General features: G+C 66.0%; 11 protein-coding genes. 6 read left to right on the plus strand and 5 right to left on the minus strand.

From position 1 onward, the window contains the following. Positions 1-270 precede the first annotated feature (270 nt). Complete coding sequence (locus tag ACFYOW_RS14460) at positions 271-2,016, plus strand: putative bifunctional diguanylate cyclase/phosphodiesterase (RefSeq protein WP_387287948.1); 1,746 nt, start codon at positions 271-273, stop codon at positions 2,014-2,016. Positions 2,017-2,021: 5 nt separating this feature from the next. On the opposite strand, the gene ACFYOW_RS14465 is transcribed toward ACFYOW_RS14460, so the two are convergent. The 3 genes from ACFYOW_RS14465 to ACFYOW_RS14475 form a co-directional block, all read right to left on the minus strand. Then, positions 2,022-5,492, minus strand: coding sequence for a protein kinase (locus ACFYOW_RS14465; protein WP_387287950.1), 3,471 nt, complete (start codon positions 5,490-5,492; stop codon positions 2,022-2,024). 138 nt (positions 5,493-5,630) lie between these two features. Further along, a complete protein-coding gene (locus tag ACFYOW_RS14470) occupies positions 5,631-6,902 on the minus strand; it encodes an amidase (RefSeq protein ID WP_387287952.1) in 1,272 nt (423 codons plus the stop codon). A 203-nt stretch (positions 6,903-7,105) separates the two neighbouring features. Further along, positions 7,106-8,368 (minus strand): cytochrome P450, encoded by a 1,263-nt coding sequence (locus ACFYOW_RS14475; protein WP_387287954.1) that lies wholly within the window; start codon positions 8,366-8,368, stop codon positions 7,106-7,108. Positions 8,369-8,558: 190 nt separating this feature from the next. On the opposite strand from ACFYOW_RS14475, the gene ACFYOW_RS14480 reads away from it, so the two are divergent. The 3 genes from ACFYOW_RS14480 (at position 8,559) to ACFYOW_RS14490 (ending at position 12,007) form a co-directional block, all read left to right on the plus strand. Further along, positions 8,559-9,851: a transcriptional regulator gene (locus ACFYOW_RS14480; RefSeq protein WP_387287955.1), complete on the plus strand. Its 1,293-nt coding sequence runs from the start codon at positions 8,559-8,561 to the stop codon at positions 9,849-9,851. Between the two features lie 90 nt (positions 9,852-9,941). After that, a complete protein-coding gene (gene adh, locus ACFYOW_RS14485; protein ID WP_063038272.1) occupies positions 9,942-11,465 on the plus strand; it encodes an aldehyde dehydrogenase in 1,524 nt (507 codons plus the stop codon). Continuing rightward, positions 11,465-12,007: a DUF779 domain-containing protein gene (locus tag ACFYOW_RS14490; protein ID WP_387287957.1), complete on the plus strand. Its 543-nt coding sequence runs from the start codon at positions 11,465-11,467 to the stop codon at positions 12,005-12,007. The genes adh and ACFYOW_RS14490 overlap by 1 nt, the downstream gene beginning before the upstream one ends. Before the next feature lie 35 nt (positions 12,008-12,042). Here ACFYOW_RS14490 and ACFYOW_RS14495 read toward each other — a convergent pair whose 3' ends face one another. Together ACFYOW_RS14495 and ACFYOW_RS14500 are read right to left on the minus strand one after the other, a co-directional pair. Further along, positions 12,043-12,252, minus strand: coding sequence for a hypothetical protein (locus ACFYOW_RS14495; protein ID WP_387287959.1), 210 nt, complete (start codon positions 12,250-12,252; stop codon positions 12,043-12,045). Between the two features lie 86 nt (positions 12,253-12,338). Next, positions 12,339-14,051 carry a putative PEP-binding protein gene (locus ACFYOW_RS14500; protein ID WP_387287961.1) on the minus strand — a complete coding sequence of 571 codons (1,713 nt, stop codon included), beginning with the start codon at positions 14,049-14,051 and terminating at the stop codon, positions 12,339-12,341. A gap of 146 nt (positions 14,052-14,197) precedes the next feature. On the opposite strand from ACFYOW_RS14500, the gene ACFYOW_RS14505 reads away from it, so the two are divergent. Together ACFYOW_RS14505 and ACFYOW_RS14510 are read left to right on the plus strand one after the other, a co-directional pair. After that, entirely contained in the window at positions 14,198-14,965 is a 768-nt protein-coding gene (locus ACFYOW_RS14505; protein ID WP_387287963.1) for a DeoR/GlpR family DNA-binding transcription regulator, read from the plus strand. Beyond that, a complete protein-coding gene (locus tag ACFYOW_RS14510; RefSeq protein ID WP_387287965.1) occupies positions 14,962-15,912 on the plus strand; it encodes a 1-phosphofructokinase family hexose kinase in 951 nt (316 codons plus the stop codon). Before ACFYOW_RS14505 ends, ACFYOW_RS14510 begins: the two co-directional genes overlap by 4 nt.

A 15,912-nucleotide genomic window follows, 5' to 3' on the forward strand; every position in this document is an offset into this window, starting at 1 on the left:
ACGCGCGCCGCCGAAGGTACTGGATCTGCCGGCGCGACCCTGGGTCAGAACTCGTCGAGCAGCGGCTTGCGGTCGAAATCGACGCGGTTGACGGTTATCGCGCCCGGCGTAGCACAGCAGCTGAATTCACTGCCCGATCGCGCATGTTCCGCGTCGCATGAGTAACACCGAAACCAGCGGTCACGCCGTACAAGTGTGAGTCGAAGACGCCCCGGAACGGCGGTGTCTCCCAACATCATCGGTCCGGAGAGCGCTGTAGGATCAGGTCTCATGGGTTGGGAAGCCGGGCCCGGTTCAGGAGACGGCTCGCGCGGCGAACTGACCGGACGCTGGACTGCCGCGCTGACAGGTGGGGCGCGTGATCATGTGGTACCGATGAGTGCGGGTGAGGCACGCATGCTGCTGACGCGGCTGGCTATGGAGTTCGAAACAGCAACGCAGACAACCGAATCCGCCGATCGGGTGGCCGAGTTGGGTGCGGAGTTGGCGCGGTCGCATTTCGTCGGCGACGAGGTGCTCGGGTGCAGCATCGCGGCGCTCAGCGCGCATTTCACCGAAGCGGGCACCATCGCGACGGATCGACTGCCCGAATTGCTGGCTGCCTTCACAAACGGGTATATCCGCGCATTCCGGGCGTGGCTGCTGGCCGAGCAGGAGAGTGTCCGCGCCGCGGAAATCGCCGCCCGCCGCGCCGTCGCCGAACAGTTGCGCACGAGTGAGGCGCGGCTGCGATACCGCGCCCACCACGATCATCTGACCGGCCTGCCGAATCGGACGAAATTCATCGACACGCTCGCCGCCGCCTTCGCCGATCCGAGCGCCGACTTCGGCCTCTGCTATATCGATCTCGACCATTTCAAACTCGTCAACGACACCTTCGGGCACACATTCGGCGACCAACTGCTCATCCAGGCCGCCACCCGCCTGCGCACCTGTGCCCGACCCGGCCAATTGGTGGCCCGCATGGGCGGCGACGAATTCGTCATCCTGGTCCCGCAATCCCGGGAAACCGTGGCCGTGGTCGCGAAGCAACTGCTCGACGCATTCACCAAACCCTTCGACATCGACGGCCACCACCTCACCGTCACCGCCAGCATCGGCGTCATGGAGGGACGCACCGAACACACCACCGCCGATGAACTGCTTCAGGCCGCCGACACCACCATGTACTGGGCCAAGGCCGCGGGTCGCGGCCGCTACGCGGTCTTCGATGCCGATCGCGGCCGCCGCGAACACACCCGCGCCGAACTCTCGGCGGCAATGCCCGCGGCCCTGCTCCGCGACGAACTGTTCCTGGACTACCAGCCCATTGTCGCGCTCGCCGACCAGCGGATCGTCGCGGTGGAGGCCCTCGTGCGCTGGCGGCATCCGCACCTCGGCGTGCTCGCCCCGGCGCAATTCGTGGATCTCGCCGAGGACAACGGCCATATCGGCGCATTGGGCGCGCAGGTGCTCGAACGGGCGTGTCGCGACAGCCGGGACTGGCACGACCGGTTTCCGGGCCGGACGCCGATCGTGAGCGTCAACGTTTCCGCCGCCGAGGTCGCCGACCCGACCTGGCTGGATCGGGTTCAGGACGTCATCGCCGAAACCGGCATCCCACCGGACCGGCTACAGCTCGAACTGACCGAGCGGGTGTTCATGCACACCACCGGTCGCCCGCTCCAGGCATTGCGCACGTTGTCCGAGGCCGGGGTTCACATCGCCATCGACGATTTCGGCACCGGCTACTCCAATCTCGCCTACTTGGGCCAACTTCCGCTCGATGTCGTCAAACTCGCGGGACCGTTCATCCGCTGCATCCGCACCCCGGAATCCCCCGGTGCCACCGATCTGCTGGTGCTCGAATCCATTATCGAACTCACCCATGCCCTCGGCTTCACCCTCACCGCCGAATGCGTCGAAACGCAATATCAGGCCGACCGGCTGGAATCGCTCGGCTGCGACAGCGCGCAGGGATGGCTTTTCCACCGCCCCATGCCCGTCGAACAGATTACCGAAATGCTGACCATGTGATTTCATCAGATTCGTTGTGTCGCATGAGCATTGACGAGTGCGAGCAGGAATTCCGTTGGCACGTCGGGCCATTCGGGATGCCAGCGTCCGGCGAGCTGATCTTCGTGCACGGCCGCGAGTGTGGCGACGACGTGTGGTCCCCCGTCCAGCAAATAGCGGACCGATCCGAGTTCGGCGCACTGGGCGGTTACCGTGGCCAGCAAGGTCTTTGCCGCATCGGTGCGGCCTGCGGCCGCGAGGCAGGCGATCAACATTCGGCGTGCTTTCAGCAATTCCCTCGGCCGCTTGACGGATTCGAGCAGATCAACCCATTCCTGGGCCCATGCGCAGGCGAGTTCGGTCTTCTCCGGTACTTCCGCAGCGAGCAGCAGCCGGATCGCGGTGAATTCCTCGTACAGAACGGTGAATTCATCGATCGCATCGATCGGCTCGCGACGGTTTCCGTATTCGACAACGGGCAGCGGACCGAATTCAGGATGCGGCGGCAATCCCAGTCGCAGCCGCTCGTTCTCGACCTCGGCGCCCAGCCGCGGCAATGACATCGAACGCGCGACGCGCGCACCCTCGTTCAATCGGCGAATAGCGGCCGCGCGATCGCCGCGCAGTGCTTTGATACGGGCTCCGACGACATAGCGCGCCAATTTGAAATCGACGACACCTGCCTCGGGACCGAGCTTGTAGCCCTCGTCGAGCAGTCGCTCCGCATCCGCGACTTCCCCACGCTCATAAAGCAATTCGCCCAGCAGGGATCCGGCCAACCGCGCGCCGTAGGAATGGCTGCCACCGGATTGCTTGGCCACCTTCATCGCCTTGCGGAAATACTGCTCGGCACTGGCGATATCGAGTTGCAGGCTCGCGGCCAGCCCGAGAAAGCACAGGCCGTGAATGTTGTTGTAGAAGCCCTTGTTCTGGCGCATATACGGTGCCGACCACTCCTGGATGCGCAGCGCCTCGTCGAAGTCGTAGCGATAACCCGCGGTGAAGGTCGCAACATTCGCGCCGATCGCGACCACATACGGTGACAGTTCCTCGGCCCGGAAAAAGCAGGGCGCAAGCATGTCGTCGACTCCGGCCAGCACATCCGCGCGCACCGCGACCACCGCATGCACCACACCTGCTTCGGCCCGCAGTAACGCGGCGCCGCCTTCGTCGAGTTCACCGTTGTCCAGCGTCGATTCCGCAAGGCGCAGTGCGCGTTCGGCCGGTGCGGCCCGGTGCAGCAGGATATTCGCCCAGGCCAGATCCAGTTGCAGCCGTGGATGCGTTTCGATGATGGTGGCGGGCAGCTTGTTGACCAGACCGATGAGACTGGCGAACTGCCCGTATTCCAGCAACGACATCCCGTCTCGCTCGACGATCTCGATGGCCCGCTGCTCATCCCCGGCCAGCAAGGCGTGATCGACCGCCTCGCTGACATGCCGATGCTCGGCCAACCACCGTGAAGCCAACCGGTGCAATTCGGTGATCCGTTCGGGCCGATCGCGTTCCAGCCGTTGCTGTAGGAAATCCTGGAACAGGTGGTGATAGCGGAACCAATTGCCGTCATCGAGCTTGCGCAGGAACAGATCCTGCAGTTCGATCTGCTCCAGCATCGCCTGCCCGTCCGGTACGCCGGTGAGCGCCGAGGCGAGTTCACCGCAGATCCGCGGCGTGATCGATGTCGCCACCATGAAGTCGAGTGTTCCTGGTTCGAGGGTGTCCAGGACGTTCTCGACCAGGAACTCGCTGATTGCGTGGTGGCGACCGGTCAGATGGCTGATCAGCTCGCCGGGATCGTCGCTGCCGCGCAATGACAGTGCCGCCAGTTGCAGTGCCGCGACCCAGCCTTCGGTGGATTCGGTGAGATCCTCGACATCGGCGCGATCCAGATCCAATCCGCCCAGCTCGACCAAGAAGGCATACGCCTCCGCGATGTCGAAACGCAATGCGGTGGGTCCGATTTCGACCAGTTCGTCGCGGGCCCGCATGGAACTCATCGGCAGTCCGGTCTGACTGCGGCTGGTGATCACCAGATGCAATGTGGGACTGCAGCCTTCGAGCAGAAAGCGCAGTGCGCGGGTGGTGGCGGGATCGGTGGCCCAGTGCCAGTCGTCGATGACGACCACGAGTTCCTCACCGCGCCGGTCGATATCGTTGATAAGCGATGTCAGCACAAAGCGTTCGGATTCGTCGCCGTGCTCCTCGAGCAGTTCGCCGAGTTCGCGCGCCAGCGAGGGCCGAGCGGCGCGAATGGCTTCGATCAGATGCGAGAGGAACCAGACGACGTTGTTGTCGTCGTGATCGACGGTCAGCCAGGCCACCGCAACGCCCTCAGCGGTCAGCGCCTCACACCATTGAGCTGCGAGGGTGGTTTTGCCGAATCCGGTAGGGCCGTGGATGACCGCAAGCCTGCGATTTCGTCCGACCCGCAGCAGTGCGATCAGGCGCTGACGATCGACCAGCGGACGGTTGGCCACCGGCGGCCGCAAGCGGGTGGCGGGTACGGGTGGGGTGATGGTCGATGACGTCGCCGAGGTGCGGCGGCGGCCGGAGGTCGGTGTCGGTGACGGCCGATGTCCGACGGGTTCGGCGGCGGGCAGCGGGACCGCCATATCGTCGGGCGGTAGGCCGTGCCGCTCCTGGATCTCGCGCAATTGTGCACCGAATTCGGCTGCGCTGGAGGGCCGTTCCGCGCGCTCGCGCGACATCGCGCCTTCGATCGCGGCGGTCACGTCCGGGGGCAGGCCCGCCTCACCGAGATCCGGTATCGGCTGTTTGGTGATGCGCAGGAACTGGGCGACCAACTGTTCGCCGTTGCGTCGCTCGAAGACCGCGTGACCGGTGCTGGCGCAGAACAGGGTCGAGGCCAGGCTGTAGATATCGGAGGTCACATCCGGCACATGGCCCTGCAGTACCTCGGGTGCGGTGAAGGCGGGTGAACCGGTGATCGTGCCCGCGGTCGTCTCGAAGCCGCCGACCAGCCGGGCGATACCGAAATCGGCCAGCTGCGGTTCACCGTATTCGGTGAGCAGGATATTGCCGGGTTTCACATCCCGGTGCAGCAGGCCGCGTCGGTGCGCGGTCTCCAGCGCGCCCGCGATTTTCACCCCGATATGCAGTGCGTCCTGCCAGCCGATCGGACCGTGCTCCTGGATGCGGGTGTCCAGTGAGCCATGCGGGTGGTACGGCATCACGATGTAGGGCCGTCCGGTCGCGGTGGAGCCGACCTCGAAAACGCTGACGATATTGGGATGACCCGACAGCTTGCCCATGGCGAGCTGTTCGCGGACAAAACGTTCGAGATTCTCCGATTCCAGATCGGCGGTGAGCACCTTGATCGCCACCATGCGTTCGAGGGCGGGCTGGGCACACCGATAGACAACACCGAATCCGCCACGTCCGATCTCGGCGGCATCGGTGAACCCGGCGGCGGCCAGCTCTGCCGCGAACCCTGAGGTGAGGTCGCGTTGCGTGGAAAGCGGATCGATATGCGACACGACGACCCCGATTACAACTACCAGCCAGCTACTTCGAGCATATTCCCGTCGCGACGATTCCGCGCGCGCTCGGTAGGATGCCGCCGCAATTGCCTGCGGGGCAGGCGATCCTGGTCGCCGAATGTCGGGCCACCGAAACTATTCGCGGCCCGCACACCGGAAGGCTACCGGTTGGCGAACTGTGTCACGCCCCGTCCTCGGTGAGCCAGAAGCCGGTTCGCTCGCGCCAGCGGTCGAGCAGTGCATGGTCGCCACTGATTTCGAGTGTGCCGAGCGCCGGGCGCTGGTAGACGAACCGCAGCAGATCCGCGACTCGGATCGGCATTCTCGACGAGTGATGCGAGCGGGCGAGTCTGCCTTGGGATTTCGGCACAGCGCCGGATAGCGGCCCAGACCGCGCGTGAGATCGTCGAGTGCATGGCGATCGAATGACCTGCCGTGCAGGACCTTGCCACCGATGGCCGACATATCGGCAAGGAACGCCCAGTACAACAGGAAGTCGTCGGCGAGGTGCGGCGGGAACGGGACGGCCATCGGCTCGACCTGATGCCCGAAGCGTTCGAGCAGCTTGGCCGCGAATTCGACCGCGCCGCGCGTCTCGGCATCGGGTTCGGCGCCGGTTCCGGCGGTGGTCAGCAATCCGATACGCAGGCGGCGGTCGGCCGGGCCGTGCACTTCGCCGATCGGCACGAGATCGGGATTTCGCCAATAACGTTCGGCGGCAGCGGTATACGCGGCGGTATCGCGCACCGTCCTGGTCAATACGCCCTCGGAGATGAGCCTTATCGGCAGATGCTTGTCGAGAACGTTGTCCAGGTGCCGATATCGACTCGGCTTCAATGCGACCAGTCCCGCGCATGCGGCCGGGATCCGCAACGATCCCCCGCCGTCATTGCCATGGGCGACCGGCACGACACCGGCCGCGACCATGGCGGCCGAACCTCCGGAGGATCCCCCCACCGAATACTCCGGATTCCACGGATTCCTGGTCGGCTCGGCGGCTTGGAATTCGGTCGTCGGGTTCAGACCGAACTCCGGCATCCGCGATTTGCCGAGTACCGTCACCCCGATGCTGAGGAACTGCGCGGTGTAGGCGTCGTCGCGGGCGGACGGACGGGCCACGAATGCGGCGCTGCCCTGGTTGGTCGGCATGCCCGCGACATCGGCATTGTCCTTGACGAAGGTCGGAACGCCATACCAGGCACCGGCACGCCCCGACGCGTATCGCGGCTGCTCGACACTCGAGTACGCGATGGCATTGAGCTGCGGCTCCACCAGCGCCGCGCGGTCGATCGCCGCCCGCGCCAATTCCTTCGGACTCACCGCCCCCGACCGGACCATGGCCGCCAAGGCGACGGCATCGTGGTCGGCCAGGACGTCATCGGAGAATGCGTGTATTCGATCGGCCATAACATCGCCCACAGCTGCGAATCACGGGTCCGGTCACGCAGAACCCTGCCTAATAGACATTCGTCCAGCTAGGGAAATTGTACGCGCCCGATCTCTGGCGAATCAGAAGTATCGACCTCCTCGTCGCCGCGCACGGATGCTATTCCGTTGCGGCTCCATCGACGGGTTCCCGCTCCACCGCAGCTACGACACCCGAGAGTGCGTCAGAAGACTTGCAGCGGAGGGGATTTGGGGAATGTGACGGGGAGGGCGACCACGGCACGGTGGAATGGCCCCGGTCGCCATTCCAGTTCTTCGACGGGGATGGCCAGCGTCATTTCCGGTAAGGCGTCCAGCAGTTGATCGATCGCGTCCTGTGCGATCAGGGTCGCGATCGAGCGGGCGGGGCAGGCGTGCGGGCCGACACTCCAGGCCAGGTGGGAGCTGTTGTCGGTATACGCGCCGGTGGTGATCGCGGGATCGTTATTGCTGCCGGTCATGCTGATGACGACCGGCTGGTGCGCAGGCAGCCACGAGCCCTCGATCAGGATCGGCTGCTTCGGGAAGGTAATGCAGTAGTTCGATAGCGGCGGATCGGTGAACAGCACCTCATCCAACGCGTCGCGCGTGGACATGGTGCCGCCGAGTATGCCGCCGCCGAACCGGTCGTCGGTCAGCATCAATCGCAGCGTATTGACGATCAAATTCTGAGTCGGTTCCATACCCGCGCCGAACAGGCTGAGCACCTGGTGGATCATCTCCGGATCATCGAGCTTCGCCGGGTGGGCGAGCAATCCGGAGACGATATCGTCGCCTGGCTGGTCGCGCTTGAGCTGGATCAGCTCGAACATCGCGTCCATGACCATCTTGTTGCCCTCGACGGCGGCGTCCCCGCCTTCCATCAATGCGGCCATACCGGCCGCAGCACGCTGGCTGATCTCCTGCGGGCAGCCGAGCATTGCGTTGATCACCGTGAATGCCAACGGCAATGCGTACTGCCCGACCAGATCCGCCGTGCCTTCCTGGCAGAAGGTGTTGATCAGCGGAATGGCGATCTGCTCGACGGTGGTATGTAGAGCGAACAGGTCGATCACACCGAGGCCGGCGACGGTCGCCTCCCGGTAGCGGGTGTGCTCGAGGCCGGCGGAACGAATTGCCGCCGGGCGCCATTCGAGCATCGGCCGCACCGGGCAGTCCTCGGGAACACCCTGCTGCCAAGTTCGTGAATCGTGCGGAAAATGGTCGGGATCATTGAGGATCTGCAGCGCGGTGTAGTAGCCGATCACTAGGGTCGCGGGTACACCGGGAGCCAACTCCACCGGTACCAGCGAACCGTATCTCTTCCGCATCTCGCGGTACGCCTCGTGCGGGTTCGCGGCGAATTCCGCTGAGTAGAGCGAGATTCGGGGGCCGTTGGTATCGATCGGCGATCCGTGCGCGACCGGGAACGGGCGGGTGGTGGTGGTTGCCGACTCTGGCGTGGTCAAGAGACGTGACTCCAGTCGTTGTGCAGAAGCGATGAGCATGGTGCGCGACCGCAGGCGCATCCGTGCCGCCTGCGCAGAGCGGAGTCAGCCTACGTCGGCTGCCCGGACCGCGCGTACCGAGCGCCCCACCGTTGGCCATACGACATGTGACCGGCATTACAGTAGGTGGGGACGACACGAAGGACAGCGATTGAGCACAGCAGCGCACGGCAACCCCTGGGTGGCCGTTCGACCGGAGGACGACCTCGCGCAATTGGCGCGACAGGTGTCCTGTGCGCACCGCTGCTTCATCGATGGCGACGAGCAGTTGCCGATCGATCCGGTGCGCCCGGTCGTGCTGGATTCCTGGCGGCGCAGCCGCAGCAACGGCGTCGATCCGGACCGCTTCGGCGCCGGTGTCGGCCTCGATGGTCTTGAACTGCAACGGTATCGGGCCACGCATCCGACCGCGCTGATCCGACCGGTGGTGCGCAAACTGCTGGTCGAGGATGCCGCCGAGGCCGGACTGCTGGTCGCGATCAGCGATGCCGAGGGCCGATTGCTGTGGGTGGAGGGCGATTCGAAGGTCAAGGACCGGGCGCTGGCCATGAATTTCGTCGAGGGTGCGGACTGGAGTGAGGAACGGGTCGGCACCAATGCACCCGGCACCGCACTCGCCCTCGATCACCATGTGCAGATCTTCGGGGCCGAACACTTCAGTCGCGTGGTGCACGAATGGAGTTGTTCGGCTGCGCCTGTGCATGATCCGCGCAGCGGCCGGATCATCGGCGCCATCGATATCACCGGCGGACCCCGCGTCGCGGCGCCGGAGGTATTGTCGCTGATCCGCGCGACGGTATCGGCCGCGGAATCCGAACTGCGGCTGCTCATGTTGGACGCACCGAAACCGCTCGCGTCGACGACGGCACGCCTCGAGACGCTCGGCCCGGCCCGGCCGACCCTGATCCGCGATGGTGAGCGTATCCGTCTGTCACAGCGCCACGCCGAAATCCTATTGCTGCTGGCCAATTACCCGGAGGGGCTGAGCGCCGACCATCTCGCCATGCTGCTCGACGAATCCGAGCTGGATCCGGTCACGGTACGCGCAGAGATGTCGCGGGTGCGAAAGATGTTGGGCGCCAATGGTCTCGGCTCCCGGCCGTATCGGCTGCTGATGGATCTGGATACCGATGTCGACGAGGTTCGCCGTGCACTCGCGCGCGGCGATACGTCGGCGGCCTTGCGCGCCTATCCCGGCCCGATCCTGCCCCGATCGCTCGCACCGGGCATCGCTGAATTGCGCGTCGAATTGCGCGGACGCCTGCGCGCGGCCCTGTTGACGGCCGGTGATCGCCGCCTGCTCGCCCGCTGGACCGGTTCGGCAGACGGGCGCGAGGACGTTGCGGCGTGGACCGCCTACCTCTCTTCGCTGGACCGTCAGTCCTCGCTGTATGCCCAGGTGAAGACACAATTGCGACTACTCGACCGCAAATTGGGCATCTGACCAGTCTCTTGCAACTGTCGTGCAACATGAACACTCTTAGTGTTCCGGATCACACCTGATGTGAAAAGTCAGCAGATCGAGGAGCATTCGATGACCGTCTTCGCCCGCCCAGGCACACCCGGCGCCGCCATGTCGTTCCAGACCCGATACGACAACTGGATCGGCGGCGAATGGGTCGCGCCCGTCAAGGGCCAGTACTTCGAAAACCCAACTCCCGTAACGGGTCAGCCGTTCTGCGAGGTCGCGCGCGGCACCGCCGAAGACATCGAACTCGCCCTCGATGCCGCGCACGCCGCCGCACCCGCCTGGGGCAAGACCTCGGTCGCCGAGCGCGCCCTCATCCTCAACAAGATCGCCGACCGCATCGAAGAGAACCTCGACGCGCTCGCCCTCGCGGAGGCCTGGGACAACGGCAAGCCGATCCGGGAAACCCTCGCCGCCGATATCCCGCTGGCCATCGACCACTTCCGCTACTTCGCCGGTGCCATTCGCGCACAAGAGGGTTCGCTGTCGCAGATCGATGCCGACACCGTCGCCTACCACTTCCACGAGCCGCTCGGTGTGGTCGGCCAGATCATTCCGTGGAACTTCCCGATCCTGATGGCCACCTGGAAGCTCGCGCCCGCGCTCGCCGCCGGCAATGCGGTCGTGCTCAAGCCCGCTGAGCAGACCCCGGCCTCGATCATGTTCCTGATCGGTCTCATCGGTGATCTGCTGCCGCCCGGTGTGGTCAATATCGTCAACGGCTTCGGTGTCGAGGCCGGTAAGCCGCTGGCCTCCAGCCCACGGATCAAGAAGATCGCCTTCACCGGTGAAACCACCACCGGCCGCCTGATCATGCAGTACGCGTCGCAGAATCTGATCCCGGTCACGCTGGAACTCGGTGGTAAGAGCCCGAATATCTTCTTCAGCGATGTCCTCGCCGCCAATGACGACTTCCAGGACAAGGCACTCGAGGGCTTCACCATGTTCGCGCTGAACCAGGGTGAGGTCTGCACCTGCCCGTCGCGCGCGCTCATCCAGGCCGATATCTACGACGAATTCCTGGCCGCGGCCGTGGTGCGCACCAAGGCGGTGCGGCAGGGCGATCCGCTCGATACCGAGACCATGATCGGCGCGCAGGCCAGCAACGATCAGCTCGAAAAGATCCTGTCCTACCTCGAAATCGGCAAGGGCGAAGGCGCGACGTTGCTGACCGGTGGTGAGCGCGCCGACCTCGGCGGCGATCTGTCCGGCGGATACTACGTGCAGCCAACGGTTTTCGCGGGCAGCAATTCGATGCGGATCTTCCAGGAGGAGATCTTCGGACCCGTTGTCTCGGTGACCTCGTTCGCGGATTACGACGAAGCCATCAAGATCGCCAACGACACCCTGTACGGACTCGGCGCGGGCGTATGGTCGCGCGACGGTTCGGTGGCCTACCGGGCCGGGCGCGATATCCAGGCCGGACGGGTGTGGACCAACACTTATCACCAGTACCCGGCGCATGCGGCCTTCGGCGGCTACAAGCAGTCCGGCATCGGCCGCGAGAACCATCGCATGATGCTCGACCACTATCAGCAGACGAAGAACCTCCTGGTCGGCTACGCATCGAAGGCGCAAGGCTTCTTCTGATGGCCGCAGTCCCACGGCGCGTGCGCGCCACCGCGGCGGCGATGGATCTGCTCCGTCGCCTCCGCGGGCTGCACGGCCCGCTGATGCTGCACCAGTCCGGTGGTTGCTGCGATGGATCGGCCCCGATGTGTTATCCCGCAGGCGAATTCATCATCGGCGATCACGATGTGCTGCTCGGATTGCTCGATCTGCGGTTGCGGGTCGACGAGTTGCCGGCAACCGCACCGGAGCCGGACGAACTCACTCCGGTGTGGATCTCGGGACCGCAGTTCGCCGCTTGGCAGCACACCCAGCTCGTCCTCGATGTCGTACCGGGTCGTGGTTCGGGTTTCAGCCTGGAATCGCCGGAAGGGTTTCGATTCCTCAGTCGCGGACGGGTTTTCGATGACGGCGAGCTGGCCGTTCTGGCCGCGACCGAACCGGTGACGGGCGCGGGCTGGGAGCGAGGAGAACGTCCTGTGGTCTCGCGCGAACCACAGGTTGTCGCCGAGGCAGCCGATGCATGCCCGGTCCCTGGTAGCGGCACGCGGCCGTCGCCTTGACAGCTAACTTTTACTGGGGCCCCGCCGTTTCCGGCTCAGACTCCGGTTCGCGGCTCGATCGCCACCAGGTCGAGCACCAGGTCCTGGAGCACCCGGCGCGTGGTGTGCGCCTGCGCGATCAACGGTTCGGATGATTCCGTCTCGGCTAGCTCTACCAGCTTGTTGACTACGTGGCAGACCGCAACGAGTCGTCGGATCGCTTGACGTCGCTCGGCGAGATTCATGGTGTCGGTGGCCATATTCACCAGATCGCCGCAACACCCTCGACCGTTTCGCTCGAGTTTGCTGGATCATCATGTGGCACTTCCGGCAATCGTGACGCAACCATCGATCATCCGGCGGACCGAAGGGCGGCGCGGGCGGCGGCGCGGGCGCTGTCCGGGTCGGAGGTCGACAGGACGGCGGCCGCGGCGCGGTGGCAGTCTTCGAGGGTGACGGCGGAGAGGGCGGCTCCGACGCCGGGTACCGCGACACCGGCGGCGGAGAGCGAACTGATGCCGAATCCGGTTAGGACGCAGGCCAATAGGGGGTCGGCGGCGGCTTCGCCGCAGACGCCGACGGGCTTGTGCGCGGTCGCGCCGGCAGCCGCGGCGCGGGCGACCAGCGCTAGGACGGCGGGTTGCCAGGGGTCGGTGAGTGCGGCGAGGTCGGCGGACATGCGATCGGCGGCCATGGTGTATTGGGCGAGGTCGTTGGTGCCGATCGAGAGGAAGTCGACGTGCTCCAGGATGGCCTCGGCCAGGAGGGCGGCCGCGGGGACCTCGATCATGACGCCGGGGACCAGTCCGCGCGCTCGCACCTTGGCGGCGAACGATTTGGCTTCGGCCGCAGTGGAAATCATCGGGGCCATGACCCACGGTGTGGGCGTGCGGTCGGTGGCGGCCTGGGCGATCGCGTCGAGTTGGCGGTCCAGGATTCCGCTGTCGCGGGCGGCGATGCGGATGCCGCGCACACCGAGCGCGGGGTTCGCTTCGTCGGCATGGTCGGCGAAGCGCAGTGGTTTATCCGAACCGGCGTCGAGGGTACGGATCACCACCTTCGATCCGGCATAGGCGTCGAAGACCTCGCGATAGATGCCCGCCTGTTCGGCGATGCCAGGCTCGGATTCGCGGTCCAGGAAACATAATTCGGTGCGGAACAGACCGATGCCCTCGGCCGGTTGGGAGAGTGTCGCGTGGGCTCCGGCCGCGTCTTGGACGTTGGCGAGAATCTCGACCCGGTGCCCATCCGCGGTCGCGCCCGGACCGGTCCAGGCCGCCGTGCGCGATTCCTGCGCGCGGTATTCGGCCACGGCGCGGGCGGTGGTTTCCGGGTCCGGGCCGACGGCGACCTGTCCGGCCGCCCCATCGATCAGCACCTGTACTCCGGCTGGCACATTGTCGAGTCCAGCGATCGCGACCACGCACGGGATGCCGAGCTGGCGGGCGATGATCGCGGTGTGGCTGGTTGGGCCGCCGCGCGAAGTGGCAAGGCCGACAATGAGATTCGGATCCAGTCCGGCGGTATCGGCCGGGGCCAGGTCGTCGGCGAGCAGGATTGACGGCCTGGCGGGCGTGGGAATTCCCGGCTCAGGCACACCGGCCAGCTCGGCGACCACCCGGTCGCAGACATCGCGAAGGTCGGTGACGCGCTCGGCCATCAGCCCACCTAGTTTGGTGAACACCTCTGCGAACTGATCGGTGGCCGCGGTGGCCGCGACGGCGGCGGGACTGCCTGCGGCGATCAATTTCTCGGCGGCATTGAGCCAGCCACGATCGGCCGCCATCGCGGCATTCGCGACGAGCACCTCGGCGGCCGCACCGCTCGCGCGGTTGGCGCGCTCGCGCAAGCGCCGCGCAACCACCGATGTCGCGGCAAGGAAGGCTTCGTGTTGTGATGCCCGATCGGACTCGGCGACCGGTTCGGCACGAAGGTCCACGCGAATCCGCGGCGCCGGACGCACGGTTGGCGCGGCGGCGATTCCGGGCACCGCCGGGGTGCCGCGCAATGTCATGGCGCTGCGCGCAACCTTCGCGGTGCCTGTGGCCTGCGGTGATCCGGACATTCGATTCCTCCTCCACGCCGATGTCGAGTGAGTGCGACCGATTACTCAGCTCGGCTCGTTGTGATCCAGACTACTCAAATCTCTTGACAAAGCAACACAGACGGGCATAAAACAACATAAACACACATTGCCAATCGGAGGACCGGATGTACGCAGAGGAGCGCCAGCAGGCCATCGCCGCCCTGGTCGGGCAACGCGGGCGCGTATCGGTCGCCGATCTGTCCGAGCAGTACGGAGTCACCACCGAAACTGTGCGCCGAGATCTGGCGGTCCTCGATCGGATGGGGCTGATCCGCAGGGTGCACGGGGGTGCGGTGCCCGCGGCGGCGCTCACCGCGATCGAACTCGGCACAACCGAGCGCGAACACACACACGCCGCCGAGAAGGACCGCATCGCCAAGGCGGCCCTCGACTATTTGCCGCCGACCGGCGGCAGCGTGCTGTTCGATGCCGGGACCACCACCGCGCGGGTGGCCGCCGCCCTGCCCGCGGACCGGGAGCTCGTCGCCGTGACGAACTCGGTGCCCATCGCGGCCCGGCTCAGTGGATTCGCCGGGGTGCGGCTGCATCTGATCGGCGGCCGAGTGCGGGGTGTCACGCAGGCCGCGGTCGGCGCGGAGGCCTTGCGAGTGCTCGGCGAGCTGCGGGTCGATGTGGCTTTCATCGGCACCAATGCCCTGACCATCGGCCACGGACTGTCCACCCCCGATCCCGACGAAGCGGCGGTGAAGCGCGCCATGATCGCCAGCGCCCACCGGGTCGTGGTGGTCGCCGACGCCACGAAGGTCGGGCGCGAGGATCTGCTGAGCTTCGGTTCGGTCGAGGATTTCGACGTGCTGGTCACCGACACCGGGCTGCTGCCTTCGGTACACAACGAACTCACCGAGTACGGCATCGAGGTGGTCACGGCATGATTGTCACGCTCACCGCGAATCCCAGTATCGACCGCACCGTCAGCCTGCGGGAACCGTTGCGGCGCGGTGCCGTACTCCGGGCCGAGACCGTGCTGTCACAGCCCGGCGGCAAGGGGGTCAACGTTTCCCGGGTGATCGCCGCCGCCGGGTGCCAGACCATTGCGGTGCTGCCCGGCAATGGCGGTGATCCGTTGCTGCGCATGCTCACCGATGCCGATATCGAGCACCGCGCGGTCCAGTGCGCTACCCCGGCGCGCACCAATCTCACCATCGCCGAACGCGACGGCACCACCACGAAGATCAATGAACCCGGATCATCGCTGTCCGCCGAATGCCTTGCCGCACTGGCGAATCAGCTCGACGAACTCGCCGATACGGCGAGCTGGGTCGTGCTGTCCGGATCCCTCCCGCCCGCCGTCCCCACCGACTGGTACGCGTATCTGCTGCACCGGCTGCGCGGCGTCCGGATCGCGGTCGATACCTCCGACGCTCCCCTGCTCGCACTGGCCGCCGAACTGGAATCGGCTGCGCCGCAACTACTCAAGCCGAATGCCGACGAACTGGCCCAGCTCACCCACGGCGACCCCGCCGAGTTGGAGGATCCGGTCGCCGCCGCGCGTGCGGCGAGCACACTGGTCGCTCGCGGCGTCGGTGCCGTGCTCGCGACGCTCGGCGCGGCCGGAGCCGTACTCGTCACCGCGGACGGTGCATGGCATGCCGCCGCACCCGCCATTACCCCGCGCAGCACCGTGGGAGCAGGCGATTCCGCGCTGGCCGGATACCTGCTCGCCGATCTCGACGGGCTGGACGCACCGGACCGGCTGCGCCGCGCCGTCGCCTACGGCAGCGCCGCCGCCGCGCTGCCGGGGACCGGGCTGCCCGGACCACACCACACCGACCCCCGCGCCGTGGCCGTCACGACGTTGGAATCCCTGCACAGTCGCTGA

It is taken from the genome of Nocardia sp. NPDC006982, assembly GCF_042869435.1.
Classification (GTDB): Bacteria; Actinomycetota; Actinomycetes; order Mycobacteriales; family Mycobacteriaceae; genus Nocardia.